General features: G+C 50.5%; 17 protein-coding genes. 6 read left to right on the forward strand and 11 right to left on the reverse strand.

Annotation, left to right across the window (positions count from 1 at the left end; genetic code table 11):
- Positions 1-606: 606 nt before the first annotated feature.
- From Q0V82_RS11475 to gatC, 5 genes are all read right to left on the reverse strand, one after another.
- Positions 607-1,056, reverse strand: a complete 450-nt coding sequence (locus Q0V82_RS11475) for a hypothetical protein (RefSeq protein WP_297575835.1) — start codon at positions 1,054-1,056, stop codon at positions 607-609.
- A 72-nt stretch (positions 1,057-1,128) separates the two neighbouring features.
- The gene (gatB, locus tag Q0V82_RS11480; protein ID WP_297575837.1) at positions 1,129-2,556 is read right to left on the reverse strand and encodes an Asp-tRNA(Asn)/Glu-tRNA(Gln) amidotransferase subunit GatB; all 1,428 of its coding nucleotides are present in this window, start codon (positions 2,554-2,556) and stop codon (positions 1,129-1,131) included.
- A gap of 3 nt (positions 2,557-2,559) precedes the next feature.
- Complete coding sequence (locus tag Q0V82_RS11485; protein WP_297575839.1) at positions 2,560-3,123, reverse strand: Uma2 family endonuclease; 564 nt, start codon at positions 3,121-3,123, stop codon at positions 2,560-2,562.
- 12 nt (positions 3,124-3,135) lie between these two features.
- Positions 3,136-4,578, reverse strand: a complete 1,443-nt coding sequence (gene gatA / locus Q0V82_RS11490; RefSeq protein WP_297575841.1) for an Asp-tRNA(Asn)/Glu-tRNA(Gln) amidotransferase subunit GatA — start codon at positions 4,576-4,578, stop codon at positions 3,136-3,138.
- Between the two features lie 87 nt (positions 4,579-4,665).
- Positions 4,666-4,953, reverse strand: a complete 288-nt coding sequence (gene gatC, locus Q0V82_RS11495) for an Asp-tRNA(Asn)/Glu-tRNA(Gln) amidotransferase subunit GatC (protein WP_182075759.1) — start codon at positions 4,951-4,953, stop codon at positions 4,666-4,668.
- Between the two features lie 463 nt (positions 4,954-5,416).
- Between gatC and Q0V82_RS11500 the strand changes: the two genes are divergently transcribed.
- The 6 genes from Q0V82_RS11500 (at position 5,417) to Q0V82_RS11525 (ending at position 12,116) form a co-directional block, all read left to right on the forward strand.
- Positions 5,417-6,463: a rod shape-determining protein gene (locus Q0V82_RS11500; RefSeq protein ID WP_297575844.1), complete on the forward strand. Its 1,047-nt coding sequence runs from the start codon at positions 5,417-5,419 to the stop codon at positions 6,461-6,463.
- 122 nt (positions 6,464-6,585) lie between these two features.
- The gene (gene mreC, locus Q0V82_RS11505) at positions 6,586-7,470 is read left to right on the forward strand and encodes a rod shape-determining protein MreC (protein WP_297575846.1); all 885 of its coding nucleotides are present in this window, start codon (positions 6,586-6,588) and stop codon (positions 7,468-7,470) included.
- 51 nt (positions 7,471-7,521) lie between these two features.
- Positions 7,522-8,028, forward strand: a complete 507-nt coding sequence (mreD, locus tag Q0V82_RS11510) for a rod shape-determining protein MreD (protein ID WP_297575848.1) — start codon at positions 7,522-7,524, stop codon at positions 8,026-8,028.
- A gap of 108 nt (positions 8,029-8,136) precedes the next feature.
- Complete coding sequence (gene mrdA / locus Q0V82_RS11515; protein ID WP_297575850.1) at positions 8,137-10,053, forward strand: penicillin-binding protein 2; 1,917 nt, start codon at positions 8,137-8,139, stop codon at positions 10,051-10,053.
- On the forward strand, positions 10,046-11,158 hold the full coding sequence (gene rodA, locus Q0V82_RS11520) for a rod shape-determining protein RodA (protein WP_297575851.1): 1,113 nt from the start codon (positions 10,046-10,048) through the stop codon (positions 11,156-11,158). The genes mrdA and rodA overlap by 8 nt, the downstream gene beginning before the upstream one ends.
- Before the next feature lies 1 nt (position 11,159).
- Positions 11,160-12,116, forward strand: coding sequence for a septal ring lytic transglycosylase RlpA family protein (locus tag Q0V82_RS11525; protein WP_297575854.1), 957 nt, complete (start codon positions 11,160-11,162; stop codon positions 12,114-12,116).
- Positions 12,117-12,299: 183 nt separating this feature from the next.
- Here Q0V82_RS11525 and Q0V82_RS11530 read toward each other — a convergent pair whose 3' ends face one another.
- The 6 genes from Q0V82_RS11530 to Q0V82_RS11555 all read right to left on the reverse strand — a co-directional run bounded on the left by Q0V82_RS11530 (position 12,300) and on the right by Q0V82_RS11555 (position 21,006).
- Positions 12,300-15,116, reverse strand: a complete 2,817-nt coding sequence (locus Q0V82_RS11530; RefSeq protein ID WP_297575856.1) for an EAL domain-containing protein — start codon at positions 15,114-15,116, stop codon at positions 12,300-12,302.
- Between the two features lie 90 nt (positions 15,117-15,206).
- A complete protein-coding gene (gene argA, locus Q0V82_RS11535; protein WP_297575858.1) occupies positions 15,207-16,517 on the reverse strand; it encodes an amino-acid N-acetyltransferase in 1,311 nt (436 codons plus the stop codon).
- Between the two features lie 111 nt (positions 16,518-16,628).
- Positions 16,629-18,089 carry an undecaprenyl-phosphate galactose phosphotransferase WbaP gene (wbaP, locus tag Q0V82_RS11540; RefSeq protein ID WP_297575860.1) on the reverse strand — a complete coding sequence of 487 codons (1,461 nt, stop codon included), beginning with the start codon at positions 18,087-18,089 and terminating at the stop codon, positions 16,629-16,631.
- Positions 18,086-19,225: a glycosyltransferase gene (locus Q0V82_RS11545; RefSeq protein ID WP_297575862.1), complete on the reverse strand. Its 1,140-nt coding sequence runs from the start codon at positions 19,223-19,225 to the stop codon at positions 18,086-18,088. Before Q0V82_RS11545 ends, wbaP begins: the two co-directional genes overlap by 4 nt.
- Positions 19,226-19,372: 147 nt before the next feature.
- Complete coding sequence (locus tag Q0V82_RS11550; RefSeq protein ID WP_297575864.1) at positions 19,373-20,209, reverse strand: glycosyltransferase; 837 nt, start codon at positions 20,207-20,209, stop codon at positions 19,373-19,375.
- Positions 20,200-21,006 (reverse strand): glycosyltransferase, encoded by an 807-nt coding sequence (locus Q0V82_RS11555; protein WP_297575866.1) that lies wholly within the window; start codon positions 21,004-21,006, stop codon positions 20,200-20,202. Before Q0V82_RS11555 ends, Q0V82_RS11550 begins: the two co-directional genes overlap by 10 nt.
- Between the last annotated feature and the right edge of the window lie 137 nt (positions 21,007-21,143).

Genomic DNA, 21,143 nt, shown 5'->3' on the forward strand with positions numbered 1-21,143 from the left:
TGCAATTGACGCAAAAGCCGGTGCAATTCGCTAACGCTCATTGCCCCCTACGATTGCATCGATTCGGATCGATTGCGGCTTACGAGTTAAAGATCATTGCGACTTACGAACCATCCGTAAAAGTAACGCCAAACGTAGGGCGTCAATGAGCAAAGCGAATTGCGCCGAGCAATCGTGGAGCAACCACAGCACACGATTCAATTCACCCATTTTGCAATTTGCATACAGATCGATGCAATTGACGCAAAAGCCGGTGCAATTCGCTAACGCTCATTGCCCCCTACGATTGCATCGAATTCGGATCGATTGCGGCTTACGAGTTACGATGGCATCGAATTCGGATCGATTGCGGCTTACGAGTTACAAATATCATCAACTCTCGTTTGTAAGCAACGCACAGACTTAATCCCCAAAGCGTAAATCAGTTGATAATGCGTTATCCAATAGAATTGTGAGAATAATTCGGATAACGCATACAGTTCCGTAGCCCCGATAGAGCAAAGCGAAATCGGGGGAATGGACACATGCGTACGATTACGCTTCGCTAATCGTACCTACAGAGCGTCTTCAACCTTTGTCATAAAAAATATTCCTTTGAAAAAACATTTAATCAAAAGCGCCAAATGTAACCTTTGGATCATACAGGCTAATTAAACTCGCAAACCCACCACTTCCACATACTTGTACATGTGCAAAATAGCTTTTACCTTGACGGATAAAATTATTAGCCCTTGACCTATCTACTGATGATAAATTTTTAATGTTGGTTGGAACTGACCATTGATTATTTTTCGCATCAACAAAGCGAAAACTCTCTAAAGTTGCCCCACTCTCACTAAATTGAATACCACCAACCTTAATCATCCCAATCATCTGAGTGCAATTTGATCCTGCTTCTGTATAAATTGCATCCATATTAACAAGCCCACCAAGCAATGCTTTAGACTTTCCATCTTTTCCTGTTTTATAAACATCAAGAACAGTTGGCTTTATATCTTCGGAATATGAGAATTGACTAAGTAAACAAATAAAAATAACCAACAACGATTTATTCATAAATGAGTCCATTATAATTTCAAGTTGTTAAAAATAAAAAAGCGAATCATTTTATTGATCCGCTTTTTCATCTCACCCCACCTTCTTCTTCAACAACTCCAACGCCATCGCTGGATTGGCCTTGCCGCCGGAGCCTTTCATTACCTGCCCGACTAAGGCATTAAGCGCCTTCTCTTTACCGCTGCGATATTCCTCAATCGCCTTCGGATTGGCTGCCAGTACGGTATCAACAATCGCTTCAATCGCGCCGGTGTCGGACTCTTGTTTCAAGCCGTCGCGCTCGATAATCACATCGGCGGTGGCCCCCGATTCCCACATCTTCTTCAACACGTCTTTAGCGGTTTTGTTATTGATGGTGTTATCCGAAATACGAGCAATCAGCGCGCCCAAAGCGGCAGCGGAAATTGGGCAATCGGCAATGGTTTTCTCTTCGCGGTTCAGCGTGGCGGAGATATCGCCCATGATCCAGTTGGCGGCGAGCTTGGCGTCGGCGCCAGCAGCAACGGTGGCTTCAAAGTAAGCGGCCAGTATCTTGCTAGAGGTCAACATCCGCGCGTCGTAGGCGGATATACCGTACTGCTCGATAAAGCGCGCTTGCATTGCCACTGGCAATTCAGGCAATTCGCTGCGTACGCGCTCAATCCATTCTTCTGAAATCACTAGCGGTGGCAAATCTGGATCTGGGAAATAGCGGTAATCGTGCGCGTCTTCTTTGCTGCGCATCATGCGCGTTTCGCCCTTATCGGGATCGAACAGCACCGTGCCTTGCACCACGCGGCCACCGTCTTCGATGGTTTCGATTTGCCAGCGGATTTCGTAATCAATCGCTTGCTGCAAGAATTTAAACGAGTTCAGATTCTTGATTTCGCGGCGAGTGCCAAGCTCAACTTGGCCAACCGGGCGTACCGAAACGTTAGCATCAACACGGAATGAGCCTTCCGACATATTGCCATCGCAAATACCGATCCACGTCACCAACTCGTACAGCGCTTTGGCGTACGCCACGGCTTCGGCACTGGAGCGCATTTCTGGTTCAGAGACGATTTCTAGCAATGGCGTACCGGCGCGATTTAAATCGATGCCGGTCATGCCTTGGTAGTCTTCGTGCAGCGATTTGCCGGCATCTTCTTCTAAATGGGCGCGAGTGAGGTTGATGCTGCGCGTCTCTAAGCCAACTTGAATGGTGATGACGCCGCCTTCAACAATCGGCAAATCCATTTGGCTGATTTGATAGCCTTTTGGCAAGTCAGGGTAAAAGTAGTTTTTACGATCAAACACGGATCTGCGTTTGACGTTCGCGCCGATGGCCAGGCCAAACTGAATCGCGCGCTCAACGGCGGCGCGGTTCATCACTGGCAAAGCGCCCGGCAAGGCGATATCGACCACCGCCGTTTGCGTATTAGGCGCAGCACCAAAAGCCGTGCTGGCGGGTGAGAAAATTTTCGATTTTGTGGTGAGCTGAGTGTGAACCTCTAGCCCGATGACGACTTCCCATTTCATGGTTTATTCCTCTATGCCCGTGTCGTCGTACAGTTCAGTCAACGACACAGAAAAATCAATACTGGCCAGCTGAATTGTTTCACTGCCGCTATAGCCGTGAAAAACCCAATCTCCATTGTCGGCACGGTGAAATACATGCACATTCCGCGATTCAGAATCGACGAGTACATATTCTTGCAAATCGGCGAGCTGGCGATAAATATCAAATTTTCGCCCTTGGTCATAAGCCGCCGTTGACGGAGACAATACTTCAACCACAATCCGCGCCGAAGGCAAAGAAAGCATTGCCGCCTCTACTTGTCCGCAATGCACCGATACATCGGGGTAAAAACAACAATTAGCCACATCAACGCGTAAACGCATATCACTATTAGAGGCGCGGCATCCAGAGCCTTTTAAATGTGACTTGAGTAGAAATTGAAAGTTACTCGCCAACGTGCTGTGAGCATAGCTACCGCCACTCATCGCATAAACGAGTCCGTCATAATATTCATGTCGTTCCTGCCGTAATTGTTCTTCCGCCAAATATTGCTCAGGCGAAACAAAATCACTTTGCGTCAATGCCATTGCGACCTCCGTTTAAAGTTGCGGTGCCTTGGTATGCCAATCGGTCACTTGCTGGTATTGATGCGCCATGCCGAGCATGCGGCTTTCACCGGCGTAGTTGCCGATGATTTGCATGCCGACTGGGCGGCCGTTGCTGCCAAAGCCTACGGGTACGCTCATGGCTGGCAAGCCCGCCAAATTCACGCCCAGCGTGTAAATGTCTTCGAGATACATCGCCACTGGATCGGCGGTTTTTTCGCCTAAGTTCCATGCGGTACTTGGCGAAACCGGGCTAAACAATACGTCGCATTCTTTGAATACCGCTTGGAAATCATTGGCAATCATGCGGCGAATTTTTTGCGCTTGCAGGTAGTAAGCGTCGTAATAGCCGTGGCTGAGTACATACGCACCGGTCAGAATGCGGCGTTTGACTTCATCACCAAAGCCCTCGGCGCGGGTTTTTTCGTACATTTCGTTCAAACCCGAGTACTCGCTAGCACGGTGGCCATAACGCACGCCGTCAAAACGGCTTAAGTTGGTTGAGGCTTCGGCTGGTGCGATCACGTAATACGCTGGAATCGCCATTTGGGTATTCGGCAGGCTCACGTCAACAATGCTGGCACCGAGTTTTTTGAATTCGGCCACTGCGGCGTCAATTGCTGCACGCACGTCGCCCGCCAAACCATCAGCAAAATATTCGCGTGGCAGGCCGATTTTCAGTCCAGCTAACGATTGGTTTAAATCGCGGGTGTAGTCTTCGCTCGCTTGCTGCAAGCTGGTGGAATCACGCTCGTCAAAGCCAGCCATCACATTGAGCAAAATCGCGCAGTCTTCAGCGGTTTGCGCCATTGCGCCACCTTGATCAAGCGAGCTGGCGTAAGCGATCATGCCAAAACGACTCACCGTACCGTAGGTCGGTTTAATCCCCGTGATGCCGCAAAATGCCGCAGGCTGCCGAATCGAACCACCGGTATCCGTGCCAGTAGCCATTGGCACTAATCGCGCGGCCACTGCCGCTGCCGAACCGCCGGACGAGCCGCCAGGTACGGCGGTTAAATCCCAAGGGTTTTTAACTGGACCGTAAAAGCTGTTTTCATTGGAAGAGCCCATCGCGAACTCGTCCATATTGGTGCGGCCTAACGTCACCAAGCCGGCAGCGTCACAGCGCTCAACCACATTGCTCGAATACGGCGCAATAAAGTTGTCGAGCATTTTGCTACCACACGATGTTTTCCAGCCTTCAGCGCAGAAAATATCTTTGTGGGCCAAAGGAACACCGAGCAACGGTCGGGTATCACCGGCAGCCCGCGCAGCATCGGCAGCAGCCGCTTGCGCCAGCGATTTTTCACGGTCAACGGTAATAAAGGCATTGAGGTGCTGATGCGCCGCAATGCGATCTAAATATTGCGTTGCCAACGCGACAGCCGTGGTTTCACCGCTAGCGAGTTGGTCAATGATTTGTTTGATGGTTAGCATATTTGTGCGTAGGGCATAGGGCGTAGGGCGTCAAAGCAGCAGGTTTTACTCCCCACTCCCAACGCCCTACTCCCCGACCCTAATTCCTTATTCAATGACTTTCGGAACCAGATAAAGGCCGTTTTCAACCGCAGGGGCAATCGCCTGAAAGGCTTCGCGGCGATTGGTCGCGGTCGCCACATCGTCACGCAAGCGCAGTAGCATGTCTTGTGGGTGTGGCATAGGCTCAACACCAGTGGTATCGATGCTGCGCATTTCTTCAATCAAACTAAACAGTTGATTGAGTTGCTTATGGCTCTCAATCACTTCATTTTCGGTCACGGCAATCCGTGCCAGACGCGCAATGCGCTGTACATCGTCTATCGATAGCGACATATTTATTTCCCTGTAGATACGTCCTAAATCGCTGCGCAGTCGTGTTGAGCAACACAACAACTTTAATCGGAACGTGGCTAGACTCGGTCAACATTGGATTTGCCGCGAAAATGGTGCCCGCACGGCGCAAAACCAACATCAACTAAGCTTAAATTTACCGCATTTTTTTATCCTGAAACTACGGTATCACTTTGCTGACCAAGTACAGCGAACTTTAATCGGAACGTGGTCGTATTTACCGCGTTAAAGCTACTTAAACAACATCGCAATAGGGTATCATATCGGGTTTGTTTCTCCCACCTACGGCAAAGGCTCGCGGTAGCATTTACAGTGGACGCGAAATTAAAAATAAATGCGGAGCTTGATTCCTTGCAATACAGCATAATACGAGCATTCGCCCAATTTACAGTGGGCTGAACTGAAGTTTGGCTTGCCATCACACAACATCATTGCGGGATTATTAATGTTTGGACTTCTCTCTGGCTACTTTGCCAACGACATCGCCATCGACTTGGGTACAGCTAACACCTTGATTTACATGCAAGGCAAAGGGATTGTATTGGACGAACCGTCGGTCGTCGCCATTCAACAAGAAGGCGGCCCTTCAGGCAAGAAAACCATTTTATCGGTCGGTACAGAAGCCAAAAAAATGCTTGGCCGCACGCCGGGCAATATTAATGCCGTGCGCCCAATGAAAGACGGCGTGATTGCCGATTTCACCATTACCGAACAAATGCTCAAACAGTTCATTAAAAAAGTGAACCCAAGCCGTATGTTTAGCTCGCCACCGCGCATCGTGATTTGCGTTCCTTGCGGCTCGACGCAAGTTGAGCGCCGTGCGATTCGTGAATCAGCGCTAGGCGCTGGCGCACGCAAAGTGGAATTGATCGAAGAACCAATGGCTGCCGCCATGGGTGCAGGCTTGCCAGTTGAAGAAGCGACCGGCTCAATGGTAGTGGATATTGGTGGTGGCACCACCGAAGTCGGCGTGATTTCACTGGGCGGCATTGTTTACGCCACGAGCGTTCGCGTTGGCGGCGATAAGTTTGATGAATCAATCATCAACTACATCCGTCGTAACTACGGCATGTTGATCGGCGAAACCACCGCTGAAGAAATCAAAAAACGCATCGGTTCGGCCTTCCCGGGCGCCGAAGTACGTGAGATGGAAGTCAAAGGTCGCAATTTGGCCGAAGGCATTCCACGCTCATTCACGATTTCTAGCAACGAAATTCTTGAAGCCTTGACTGATCCACTCAATCAAATCGTTTCAGCAGTCAAACAAGCGCTGGAACAAACCCCACCAGAGCTCGGTGCTGATATTGCCGAAAAAGGCATGGTACTGACTGGCGGTGGCGCTTTATTGCGCGACTTAGATCGCTTACTGATGGAAGAAACCGGTCTACCGGTGATTGTGGCCGAAGATCCACTCACTTGCGTGGTACGCGGTTCAGGTAAAGCACTTGAAAAGCTCGATAAAGGCGGCATCGGCATTTTTGCTAATGACTGATTAGATCGGCGGTAAGGTAAAGCAAATGGGGCTTGGCGTATGCCAAGCCTTTGCTGGTTTAGGCATTCGTATCGGCTTTCACACTTTCGCCATCCTCACACCTTCACTACTTCGCAGATCCAATGCAAGCTAATCAACCCGCCTTTTTTAAGCAAGGCCCGAAACCGCTGACGCGTGTTTTGATTTTTTCTGCACTCTCGCTGGCGCTGATTTTCGGCGATGCCAACTATCAATGGTTGGGGCTCGCTCGCGATAAGCTGTCTTTGGCGCTATACCCTTTGCAATGGCTGGCCACCACGCCGATCAATGCGGTGATTGAAGGTGGCGATTTTCTGCAGCAACAAGCCCAATTGGTCAGCGAAAACAAAGCGCTCAATAACGATAAGCTCGCCGCCAAAGGTATGGCGATGCGTTTGCAGGCTTTAGAAATTGAAAACGCCAATCTACGCTCACTGAGCATTGCCCGCGAAAGCACGCCGCGCCGCTCGCAACTCACCAAAATTCTCTACAATAGCCGCGATCCTTTTGCCGCAAAATTAGTCCTAGATAAAGGTCAGCAAAATCAAATTAGTGCTGGGCAAATCGTGCTCGACGCCAGCGGTGTGGTTGGGCAAATTGTTCGCGTGCAACCGCTCACCAGTGAAGTGCGGCTGTTATCGGATCGCAATCACATGGTGCCGGTGATCGTGGCGCGCAATCAATTGCGCACCGTGGTGTATGGCACAGGCCGCCATGCGCCGCTCGAAGTGCGCAATATGGCACAAAATGTTGACGTGCAAGTGGGCGACCAACTACTGACTTCAGGCATTGATAGTATTTATCCGGCGGGTTTACCGGTCGCGCGAGTGACGCGAGTTGAGCGCACCACCGGCAATGCTTTTGCCCGCATTTATAGCGAGCCTTTGGCCAAGATTGACCAACATCGTTATTTCTTAATTTTGGATGCGCCCACCGCGCCACCGCCTTACCCAACAGAAGCTTCTGCGCCGAAGGCCAAGACTAAATAATGTGTATTTTTATTCCTTTTGCGCGATCAGCGCACGGCCGGAGCTTGAGCCATGCCAATTAGCCGTCAATTACTACGCCCGGCTGGCGTGGGCTTTATTTTCTGTTCTTTTATCGTTGCCATCTTAATTAATTTATTGCCGTGGCAAGCCACGGCGATGAACTTTTCACCTGATTTTGTTGCCTTATTAATTATTTATTGGGCACTCAATCAGCCGCGCCGTGTCGGTGTCGCTTGCGCCTTCTTTTTAGGGGTGCTGATGGACGTCGCCAACGGCAATATTTTGGGGCAACACGCGCTGGCGTATTCCATCATTGCTTATTTGGCCTTGGTGCGGCAGCGGCAGTTGGCGATTTTTCCTTTTTGGCAACAAGCACTGATTGCTTGCGCGCTACTGCTACTTTCGCAGGCCATTATGGTGTGCATTCGCAGCATCATGGGCGAGCCTTTTGTCGGTTGGGGCTATTTTGCGGGTAGCTTATTTGCCGCGTTTTTATGGCCACCTTTTTCAAATTTGATGCTGATGTATCAACGCAAAGACGCGCCCGACGAATTATGAGTTGGCATGCTTGCTATTCTTTTCGCCCGGCACAGTCTGTCTGTTATTTTTTCGCTATTTCGCCAATAATCGGTCGTGGTTGTTTGGCAAGCCGCAATGGTGTTTGCCATGAGTAAGAATGTTGTTTTAAATCCTAAAGGCGAGCGTTTTGCTTTTCAAATCCGCCTGATTGTCGCGGTACTGTTTATTTTTGCCATGTTTGGCGTGTTGTTTGCGCGGTTTTTTTGGTTGCAAGTGGTTGAGCACGACCGCTATCTGACATTGGCCGAACAAAATCGCATTTCTTTAGTGCCTATTCCGCCATCACGCGGCATTATCCGCGATCGCAATGGCGTGATTCTGGCGCATAATTTTTCAGCCTATACGCTAGAAATCACGCCCTCCAAAGTCGCCAATTTAGATGAAACCATTGCCAGCTTAAAAGGCATTGTCGACATTACGCCACGCGATCGTCGGCGCTTTAAAAAGCTACAAGACGAAACCAAAGACTTTGAAACGCTGCCGATTCGTACCCGCCTAAGCGACGTAGAGGTGGCGCGTTTTGCCTCGCAAAGTTATTTATTTCCCGGCGTTGAGCTCAAAGCGCGTTTATTTCGCCAATACCCTTTGGGTGAAGTGGGTAGCCATTTAATCGGCTATATCGGCCGCATTAATGACCGCGACATTAAAGACCTCAAAGAAGACGATGTATTTGCCAATTATCGCGGCACCGATTACATCGGTAAGCTCGGTGTAGAAAGCAGCTATGAAAAACAATTACACGGCCAAACCGGTTTTGAACAAGTTGAAATCGACTCCGGTGGTCGTGCCGTGCGCACCCTCAAGCGCACCGCACCGCAGTCGGGCAAAGACTTAACGCTATCGGTTGATATCAAATTACAAGAAATGATCGAAAAACAATTTGGTGATCGCCGTGGCTCTTTGGTGGCGATCGATCCGCAAACCGGCGGCATTTTAGCGCTGGTGTCTAAACCCGGCTTTGACCCGAATTTATTTGTCGATGGCATTGATCCGGTGAGCTGGAATGAACTCAACACGTCGATTGATAAGCCGCTACTCAATCGCGCAATTCGCGGTGAATACCCGCCAGGATCAACCTACAAACCATTTATCGCCATGGCGGCGCTCGAACAAAACTTGCCTTTAGTGCAGCAAACGATTTCTGACCCCGGCTATTTTATTTACGGTGGGCATCGCTTTAACGACTCGAAAAAAGGCGGTTATGGTTCGATGAATTTTGATCGCTCAATTGCACTATCGAGTGATACTTATTTCTACCAACTGGCCGTGCAAATGGGCATCGACAATATCGCCAAATTTATGGGGACTTTAGATTTTGGTCGTCCAACCGGCGTGGATTTACCCGGCGAGCGTCCGGGGATTTTACCGAGCCCCGAGTGGAAAAAATCTCGCTTTAAAAATCCAGCACAGCAAAAATGGTACTCCGGTGAAACCGTATCCATCGGCATTGGTCAAGGTTATAACGCCTTTACACCGATGCAAATGGCGCATGCCACCGCCACCTTGGCCAATCGCGGTTTAGCATTTCGTCCACACGTTGTCGCCACATTAACCGACCCACGCAGTGGCGCCAAAACCTTGGTCGAGCCTAAACCCCTCAAAGCGATGGACTGGAAACCGGCCAATATCGAACGCGTCATCCGTGGTATGGAAGGCGTGATGACCATTGGTACTGGCGCCCCTGTATTTCGCGGCGCGCAATATGTGTCGGCCGGTAAAACCGGTACGGCGCAGGTGTATAGCTTAAAAGGCGCTAAATATAACGCGCATTCAGTCAAAGAGCGTTTGCGTGATCACTCATGGTTTATTGCTTTTGCCCCATCCAACAAACCGACGATTGCGCTGGCGGTGATTGTTGAAAATGGCGGTTTTGGCGCACAAGCCGCCGCGCCGATTGCGCGCAAAGTGCTCGATTATTACCTCACGGGCAAAATGCCTGAAGATCCACCGAGCAAAACGGCATCGGCCGTACCTGCCATCGTCGAGGAAGTGACCGGTGATTAGCTATATCTGGGATCGTATCAAGCGCCCAATTGATCCTGCGCTATTTATTTTGATTTTACTGGTGTTCGCCGTTTCGGCGGGGGTGCTGTATTCCGCATCCAATCGCGACTTAGAGCGTGTCACCGATAAAGTTGTTTTTATGGGTATCTCGCTGGGTATCTTGTGGTTTGTCGCCAATATTCAGCAAAGAACCTTAATGCAACTGGCATTGCCCGCCTATGTTGGCGGTGTCATTTTGCTGATTTTGGTGGAGTTTTTTGGCATTACCAGCCACGGCGCAACCCGCTGGCTCAATATTGGCATTACCCGGATTCAGCCATCAGAAATCATGCGGATTGCCTTGCCGCTGATGGTGGCGTGGTATTTCAATCATTTTCAGGCCAGCCTGAGTAAACGCCACTTTATTGCTGGCGCCTGCATTATTATCGTTCCGGTGCTGTTAATTATGAAACAGCCCGATTTAGGCACCAGTTTGCTGGTGGCCTCATCGGGCTTTTATATCTTATTTTTTGCCGGCCTGCCTTGGGCCGTATTGGCAGTGATGAGTGCGGCGATTGCTGTTGTCGCCTACACCGTTACCCATTGGGATTTATGCATTAATATTTTGCACGAATACCAATGCCGCCGAATCGCCACCATGCTCAACCCAATGGAAGACCCACTAGGCGCGGGCTACCACATTATTCAAGGCACGATTGCCATTGGTTCGGGCGGGCTATTTGGCAAAGGCTGGTTGGCCGGCACACAAACGCATCTGGATTTTATCCCCGAGCGCACCACCGACTTTATTTTCGCGGTGTATGGCGAAGAATTTGGTTTGCTGGGCAATGGATTGTTATTGCTACTGTATATGGCGGTGATATTCCGTGGCCTGATGATTGCCAATAGTGCATCAACCTTGTTTGGTCGCCTATTGGCCGGGGCAATTTCGATGAATTTCTTTACCTATGCGCTGGTGAATATGGGCATGGTCACTGGCCTGCTGCCAGTGGTTGGCGTGCCTTTACCGCTCATTTCCTACGGCGGTACGTCAATGGTTTCGATTTTGGCCGGTTTTGGTATTTTAATGAGCATCCAGCGTGATCGCCCACTGATGAAGGCTTAATATGAAATTCACTCACTCGGCTACGCTAGTGTGCGCCAGTTTATTACTGGCCGCTTGTAGCAGCACGCCAGAAAAACCCACGCCACGGCCCGTAGTTCCAGCACCCACTCAGCCGTCAACCATGACCGGCACCCCATCACCCTATAACTGCAGCTATAAGGCCAGCTCCGGCAACGGGGCTTTTTATAAAGACGATGGCCCGATGGCGGACTTTCCCGCCAATCTAGATCAAGTGCTCGAACCAATTCCACGCTGGGAAACGCCACATACCTGGGCCAATCGCCCGTATACCGTGCTCGGACTGTCGTTTACGCCGCATAGTCAAATTGATGGCTACAAAGAGCAAGGCATTGCCAGCTGGTATGGACGTAAATTTCACGGGCAAAAAACCAGCATCGGCGAAACCTACGATATGTTTCAAATGACCGCCGCGCATCCCACGCTATCGATCCCCAGCTATGCCCGCGTGACCAATGTTAAAAATGGCCGCAGCGTGATTGTGCGGGTGAATGATCGAGGGCCATTTCATAAAGGCCGCGTGATGGATTTGTCTTTTTTGGCGGCTTGCCGTTTGGGCTACGCCAATAATGGCAGCGCCGAAGTCATCGTCGAAAGCCTCATGCCAAGCGACGCCCCGAGCGACATCATTGCCAACGCCAAAGTTGCCGTTCACAGCACCCCAGCGCCGGTAAACAATAAGCCACGCCCCATTCCCGTCGCCGAAAGCAATGGCAAAGTGTATGTGCAGCTAGGTGCGTTTTCGACGCAAAGCAATGCCGAAAGCTTTAAAGCGCACGTCGCCAGAGAGCTCGATCAAGACAGCAATAAACTCAGCATCCACAGCAGCAGCAACCTTTACCGCGTTCGACTCGGGCCTTTTGCCAGCCGCAGCGAAGCGATGAATACCATCAGCCGAGTAACCGGTGAGAAAAACATCCAAGCGGTGATTAGCCAATAAACGATCGAAGAGGATGGATCTGCAACCCATATTGCAGATTCTAAGTGCCTGCGGCACGGCTGTTTACAGCCGCAATCCGCGACAGGGACCCGAGCGCGGCACAGCATCAATCGGTTTTAAAATCAGAAAAACCATCCCGGTATATAACTGCATGTTTTTATTATCAAGGCTTGCAGCGATATACTACTTAAGTCCAGGGTGGTTTTTTTGCGGTTGATCGAGCCAATACCCTTGTACCTGATCCACCCCAAATTCAAGCAACATATTAAAAATCGTTTCGCTTTCGACAAACTCAGCAATCGTCGTTTTGCCCATATCATGCGCAATGCTCACCATGCCACGAACAAAAATCTGGCTGTCTCTATCATTGGGCAAATCGCGAATAAACAAGCCATCAATTTTTAACACGTCGGCTTTGAGCTGTTTCAAATACGCAAACGACGCAAAGCCCACGCCAAAGTCATCCAAACACACCACGCAACCGGTTGAGCGCAGCGCGTCGATAAAGCGCTGGGCATCGGATAAATCCGATACGGCTGACGTTTCGGTTAATTCAACCAATAAGCGCTTCGGGTCCACCGCGTGTTGCGTGAGCAAGCTGGCGATATACAGCGGTAATTCGGGCTCATCAAATGATCGTCCCGACACATTGACCGCAATCGACGGGCAATCTGGATATTGGGCTAATAATCGAATCACTTCTTTAATTACCCAGCGATCCAAATCGATGATTTTGCCGGTTTTTTCCGCATGGCCAATAAAATTGCCCGGCATAATACAACCGCCCTCGACATCGGGATCTTTCATTCGCACCAAGGCTTCTAAATGCGCCAGTTGCCGATTGTGGGTGTAATAAATACCTTGGTAATGCAGCTCAAAACCATCGTTTTCTAAGGCATCGACAATGCGCTCTTTCCACGATAATCGGCTTAACTCATTGCGTGAGTGATCGGCGTCTGGGCGATAAATTCGCCAAGTATTCTTGCCTGCCGCCTTGGCTTGATACATTGCCGTATCGGCGTGCGCCACCAATTGATCGGCTGAGTTGGCGTGCAATGGATAAATCGCCACCCCGACCGACGCCGAAGGACGCATCAAATGACTGCCAGCGGCAAATTGAATTTGCATCACCGTTTGCACAATCCGATCGGCCAATTTGCTGACTTCAAACTCATCGCAAGACGGTAGTAGCACCGCAAATTCATCGCCGCCCAAACGCGCAAAAACTTCATGCCGGCGCACTTGTTTATTGACTTCGCGCGCAATATTTTTAAGCAACTCATCGCCAACGGTATGGCCAAAGCTATCGTTAACCAGTTTAAATTCGTCTAAATCAAAAAACACCAAGGCCATTTGATGATCGCGTCGATTCGCTTCGCTGACCATGCGCTCTAATTCTTGCTGAAAGCGATGGCGGTTAAATAAACCGGTTAATGCGTCGCGCTCGGCTAAGTTCACCATCCGCTCAGCGATTAAGCGCTGCTGAGTGACGTCTTCATACACCCACATTCGGCCATTGGTAACGCCTTGTGGATCGGTGACGCGGTAGCAGTTTTGTACGATCACACGGCGATCATTGAGGGTGATTTCACCAAAATCAACCCGATCTTCTAGCGAGGTATGCTCTTCTAAATAACACGACAGCACATCACTGAGCGCCGGTCGATTATCCGCCAGTTGCAAAATTTGCCCAATCGGACGGCCGATCATCACTTGTGACGATGACAGCCCCCAAACCTCACAAAAAGCGGGGTTAAAAAAGACGATCCGATTGTTATTATCCACAAACAAAACGCCAAAGCGCATCGCGGCCAATAAAGCCAACATGCGCGCACGCTCTGATTCGGCGTGCTGCAAATAGCTTTTACCCAAAGATTGAATCTGGCGTAATTCAATCACTGATTTGCGCAGCGCCAAACGCTCATCTTTGATTTCGCTATTGTCGCGCAGGCTGATTCTGAGGCCTAAATAGCTTTGTTCGGTATCGAACATCGGCTGCCAGCTGACTGCCGCCCAAAATAAACTGCCATCGCGCCGCATCGCGCGAAATTCATAATCTTGTGCCGTCGATTTATGATTGACCGCCTGCAAAAAAGTGTCTTCAACGCGTAAACGTTCTTCTGGCGTGGCAATGGTTAATGGAAAACCGGGCAATAACAAACATTCACTGACTGAGTAGCCGGTAATCCGAACGACCATCGCATTGGCCCACACCAATTGCCCTGCCGGATTGATCCACAACTCGGCGCTGTTGCTGGCGTCGGCAATCGCTTGATATTGCGCTTCACTGTCTTTTAAAGCGATGACATGCGTTTTAATTGCGCGGGCCATCGCATTAAAACGCTGTGATATTTTGGCCATTTCATCCGAGCCATTGGCGGCCAATACCGGCTCAAAATAGCCAGTTGCCGCCGTTTCTGTCGCTTGAATTAAGCGATATAAATGCCGCGAAATCCACAACCCCGCCAGCAGCATCAATCCCATAAAGCCGATAAAACCCAGCACAACCATCAGGCTATTTTGCCAAATTAAAGCTTGAAAACTCCGATAAACGCTGGCATTGCTTAGCCCAAAACTCAGCGTTCCCAATTGCACCCCATTTACCAGAAAAGGCGTGCGAGCATGCTGTACGCTTGGGCGATCCCACAATGAGTAGGAATTATTCTGACGAGTTGTCGGTAGTTTTTCGGCGATATCCCAACCACGGGCGGCAATCATTTGCTGCTGCTCATCGAGCAACACCAAATAATCGATTTCGTCGGCCAACTGAAGATGATTCAGCACCTCGGCCGCTTTAACCCGATCACCTTCGATCATCGAGGGTAAAAAAACCGCATTCAATAAGCTAGATAGTGCCTGTATATGCGTAGCCTCTTGCTGCTGCGCCATCTCAGACCAGATACGGTGGGTATTACATAATAATGCGAGCAATATTAGCGCCTGCACTGCGATGCAGGCCAAAATAAAACGAGTGCGTAAAGAAAGGGATGATAAAGACATACTAAAGCTTACTATCCCTCAATATGCAATATAAGTAAAAACACATATTAGCGAACAAAACGCGACACAATCCACCCACTGCCGCGCCAATTAACGCTGTAATAGCTTAATAAACACCTTCGATCGCCGCTGATAGTTGTACAACTCTTTTTTCTCCATCGGCAAATCTTCCACCGACGCTTGCTTAAAGCCACGCTCGACAAACCAATGGCTGGTGCGCGTGGTTAAAGCAAACAGCTGCTCAATGCCCAAGCCCCGTGCCTGTTGCTCAACGTGGCGCAGCAAATCAGCACCACGATCTTCATCGCGATAATCTGGATGAATCACGAGGCAAGCCAACTCAGCCATTTTGCTATTCGGGAAAGGATGAATCGCGACAATACCGATGGTCTTACCATCATGCTCGAGTACCGAATAACGATGCACTTCGCGCTCAAGCAACTCACGGCCGCGTTTAACCAACACCCCTTGGTCTTCCAGTGGCTCGATCAGCGCCAGCATTCGACCAATATCGTCAATCGTGGCTTGGCGCAAGGTTTCCAGTGGCTCACGCGAAATCATCGTGCCAATGCCATCGTGGGTAAACAATTCCATCAACAAACTGCCGTCGACATTATTGCTAATCAAATGCGCCCGCTGCACGCCATTGCGCACCGAACGAATCGCACACGGCAAATACAAAGACACATCGTCGTTGGCATCAGGGTGCTCAGCCAAAAAGTGCTCGGCGGCCAAAGCGGTCAGTTCAGTTTGCAACTCACCGGCATCATTCATCACCCCATCTTGGCCAAATAAAAACAGCAATTTATCGGCTTTTAAAGCAATCGCCGTCGAGGTGGCAACGTCTTCTAAGGTCAGATTAAAAATCTCGCCGGTTGGCGAATAACCGATGGTGGAAATCAATACCAGCTCGCCATCGTCCATGCGGTAATTAATCGCCGTGGTATCGACTTTACGCACTTCACCGGTGTATTGCAGATCAACGCCATCGCGCACGCCCATCGGTTGCGCGGTAATAAAATTACCCGCCGAAACGCGAATATCGGCGTTGGCCATCGGCGAATTAGGTAGCCCCATCGAGAGCCAAGATTCGATTTCAACCCGCACATGGCCTGCCGCTTGAATCACGCATTCCAGTGATGGCTGATCGGTCACCCGAATACCGTTTAAATAACGGCCTTCCAAACCGCGCTCAGCCAGTCGCGCCTCAATTTGTGGGCGCGCACCATGCACCACAATTAAGCGCACCCCAAGGCTAGTGAGCAAATTAATGTCATGCGTGAGCGTGGCAAACTTGCCATCACGAACCACTTCACCGCCTAAGGCAATCACAAAGGTGCGACCACGAAATGCGTGAATATACGGCGCAGCTTGACGGAACCACTGAACAAAATCTTGCATCAACTCAACCTTTTAAAATCAGGGAGTGGGGAGTGGGGAATAGGGAGTAAAGTCAAAAACATCCAACTCAGCCGCCCTTAATCCCCATTCCCTACTCCCTATTCCCCGCTTTTAATAAGCACCACGTCCACTGACCACGGTTTTAATCGTTTTGCAGACAATCGCAATGTCGTACCACAAATTCCAATTTTTGACATACCACGCATCGAGCGCCACGCGCTCGGCGTAAGTGGTGTCGTTGCGGCCAGAAACCTGCCACAAGCCAGTTAAACCCGGCCGTGCTTCAAGATAAAAGTCCACTTTATCGCCATAGCGTTCCAGCTCGGCGTCAATAATCGGCCGTGGGCCAACCAAGGACATCTCGCCACAAATCACATTCCACAATTGCGGAATTTCATCGAGGCTGGTTTTGCGTAAAAAAGCGCCAATTTTAGTAATCCGTGGATCATTTTTAAGCTTGAAATCGGTATCCCATTCAGCGCGCGCTTGCGGATCGGTCGCTAATAAATGCTCGAGCACTTCTTGCGAATTGTGCACCATGGTTCTGAACTTCCAGCACTTAAATGGCACACCATTCATTCCCACCCGCACATGACCAAAGAAAATCGCCCCTGGCCCGCCTTCGCACTTAATTCGCCACATCACATACAGCAATAAAGGGCTAAGTAATAAGATGCCACACACCGCGCCAAACAAATCAAAAGCGCGTTTTAACATAATCAGCGGCTTAACCAACAAATTATTGCGCACGCGCAGCAGCAAGACTTCATGACTGAAAAAATGATGCGGCACCACGCCAAATAAAGGCAAACCGGCAATCGGCGGAATAATATGCAGGTCTTTATACCGCAGCGACAGCTGCTCGATTTGCGTTTCTAACTGGCGTAATTCGTCTTCGTTGACCGCAATCACCACATGCGGGCGGCCATTGCTGCTGAGCCAAGCCAACAGCGCTTCGCGCTCTAAACGCACCACCGGCAAACGTTCGCCATTAATGTGTAATTCATCTGGCGCATCTTGATCGACCGACAAAAACGCCTGCACTTCAAAGCCCAACTGGCGCTCGCTATACATCGCCCGATACGCTTCAACCGCATTAGCACCGGCGCCAATAATCACCGTTGGCAATTGCCAAATTCGTTTTTTTAATAAGCAATCGCGCATTAAGCTGCGAAAATACGGCAGCAATACCAGCGCCACGCCCCAAGACACCGGCCACAAAAAACGCGACACGGTAAATTTACCCAGCAACACCAACATGCCATTGAGTAAGGCCGCCAACAATAAGGCGCGCAAAATTTCGAGCAATTCATCCCAAAAAGGCAGGCGCAAACTGTAATGCCCACGCCACCAAAAGCTGGCAATGGTAATCAAGGCCAAACCTAAAAAAGCCAAGCCTTGTTGCTGCCCTTCCCAAGCCCACCACAGGCCAAAACTGGCCGAAATGCGGTCATAGCGAAAAATCCACAACAGCAACATCGCCACGCCAAATGACAGCGCCAAGGCCATAAAATCCGCCAGCGCCAACCAAGGTTTGGCGCGCTCAGCTTGTAAGTGTTTTTCTTGAATCATTGCGTCTCTTTCTGCGATTGATCTGCCGTTGGCGCTATGCCATACGCGGCATATAAGCTCGCCATCATCGGTGTTAAAGAATAAAACGCCAGCGCAAAAGCCTGCGCTTGCTGCCCCAATTGTCGGCGTAATGCCGGATCGGCGACCAAGGCCTGTAAATGCGCGACAAACTCGTCAGGCGTATGCGCCAAATAACCGTTTTCGCCCTGTTTAACTAAATCACGATTGCCAACGACATCGGTCGCCACCACCGGTAAACCAGCCGCCATCGCTTCAATCACCGCCACTGGCAAACCTTCCCAGCGGCTGGTTTGGATATAAATATCCAGCGTTGCCAATTGCGCCAAAGCCGCAGCCCGATCACACCAGCCCGACACGGCAACACCGGCGGTGCGCAGTGCTGCCTCGCCGCTGGCTTCGCCACCGCCCACCCAGACAAACTCCAGCGCGTCGCTGGCCATTTTGCTGGCCACTTCGGCAAAAAATTCCGGATTACGCGCCAAACAAACCCGGCCCACCGTGCCAATGCGCAAACGGCGGAGAGTCGGGAGTGGGGAGTCGGGAGTGAGCGCGTTCGCTTGCGGTATTTTGCTTAAATCGACCGCGTTATTTACCACCACCACATTGCCGGATAAATGCTGGCGAATTGCTTCGCCCTCCGACTTTGAACAGGCAATAAAGGTCACCGGCACCCCGGCGAGGAGTTTTTCAATCGTTAAGAAAATGCCGTTTTTCAAACGCCCTTCAGCGCGCTGCAAAAAAGACAAACCATGCGGCGAAAAAAACCAGCGCGGCCCATCTGAGCGCAAAGCCCACGCCAAACTCACCAAGCGCCCTAGCGCCCCGGCTTTACTGGAATGTAAATGCACCACATCGGGCGCAATCGAATCAATCCATTTAAATAAAGCGCGGCCAGTGCGAAAATCGTTCAAAGGATGAATCGCTCGCTGCATCGGCAAATGAATACAATTCACTGCGGGCACAAATAAATCCCGCCATCCTGCCGGCGTTTCCTCGCGCACTGAATGAATCACCGTCACTTGATGCCCGTCTTGCGACTGGGTATTGGCGATGGCCGACACCATAGATAAAGTGCCAGCGCCAAATGACTCAACCACGTGGATAATTTTACTCATCAAATCAATTCCATCAGATACTCGTAGGAGCGGGCCTGCCCGCGAAAGCACATTAGCGCCTGTCTTTGATGACATACCGCAGTAATCACATATGCACAATCTGCGATAGCAACGCGCCCCTTGCGCAAATTTACCGCGTGCGCCCTTTCAGGCATGGTCTTCGCGGGCAAGCCCGCTCCTACGTTTGAATTTGGCTTTGATTTTAAACGCCAACTCATACGGCATGGCCAGCAGCGCCAATGTGCGGGCTATGCCAGCCATCGCTGCAGCACTGCCATCGAAGTATTTGCGCTGCAATTTCAGTCTGGATTTGAGCTGCGTATTGCGCTTGCCCAGCGAAATACCATTCGGGTCGAGCTCATACTTAATCAGCACATCGGGTAAATTGGCCACGGCATACTGCCGCGCCAACGCCCAAAACAGCGCGTAATCTTCCGCCGCCGGAAAGTCCAGAGGATACATCCCTAGCGTATCGACCGCTGATAATTTGTAGATCACGCTTGGGTGAATATACGCCGAGTTTTTTTTCATAAATTGCAAAATCTCAGCTTGCTCAGTCGGATGGCGCAATACAAATTGCTCAAGACCATTTTGATCAACAAAGCTCGCTGCGCCCCCGAGCAAGACCACCTCGGGGTGTTGCGCTAGGAACGCCATTTGCTGAGCGATACGGGTCGATACGTTCTCGTCGCCGCAATCGAGCCGCGCAATCCATTCAAAGCCTCGCGATTTCGCCCATTGCAAACCGGCGTTAAGCGCCCCTTCGATGCCTTTGTTTTGCGCCAAATTGAGCATGCGTAACGTGCCGCAGCCTTGGTATGCCGCATTCGCTGCCGCCATCTCTATCGGCGCGCGCGTGCTGCCATCATCCACCACCAACACATCGCACGGCTCATCCGCGCCAATACTGGCCAATGACTTCAGTAAGCCATCGGGATTGTTGTAATGGGGTATCAGTAATAAAACCGAATGCTTTAATTCCACGTGCCAACTCCAAGCAGTCGTTTAATTTTTCGGGTCAATGATAGTGGTAGTGCCAACGAAGCCGCCGCTTTGCCGATATTGAGCATGGACTGTGGCCGCCAATCAAAGTAGCGCGCGAGGATTTTGATTCGCATTGCTTGCTGTTGGCGGCGGCGGCTCATCGAAATACCGCTGTCGTTGTATTCAGAGCGCGTCAGCACTTCGGCTAAATTGGCGGTTTGGTAGCGAGCGACAAAGGCCCAGAAATACGCAAAATCTTCTGCCGCCTGGCAATCCATTGGATAAAGGCCGATTTCCTTCACGCCCGCAGTGCGAAACATCACGCTAGGATGCGTAAAGGCATTGTCTTTATGCATCTGCCGCACAATTTGCGCGTGCGTTTGTGGTTGATGCAGCGTGAAGCGATCACCCGAGGCATCAAAGAAAGTCACCGCGCTACCGAGTAAATACACTTCAGGGTATTGATCTAAAAAGGCCACCTGACGCGCGATGCGATCAGATACACATAGGTCGTCGCAATCGAGCCGCGCAACAAATTCATAGCCCGCCGCCAAAATCGCTTCTAGCCCAGTATTGAGTGCGTATTCAATGCCACAATTGTGCGGCAAATAATAAAATTTGAGCTCACCTTTGGCGCGCCACGCGGCGCGGCATAAGGCTTCGTCGATGGTCGCACGCGTGCTGCCGTCGTCAACAATCACCGCGTCAACGCACTCATCCGCACCGATCGAGGCCAAGGACGCCGCTAAACCTTGCGGATTATTAAAATGGGGAATCAAGAGTGCAGCGCGGTTCATGGCAGGCTTTAGGCGGTGAATGAGCTATTTTAACGGTTTTCCCCCGCAAAATCGCGCATTCTGGCGTAACAAGATGTCGCAAATGCCAGCCAAGTCGGCGTGAATGGCCAACAAAGCCGCAGCGACATCCCAGAAAA

Source organism: uncultured Deefgea sp. (genome assembly GCF_947072475.1).
Lineage (GTDB): Bacteria > Pseudomonadota > Gammaproteobacteria > Burkholderiales > Chitinibacteraceae > Deefgea.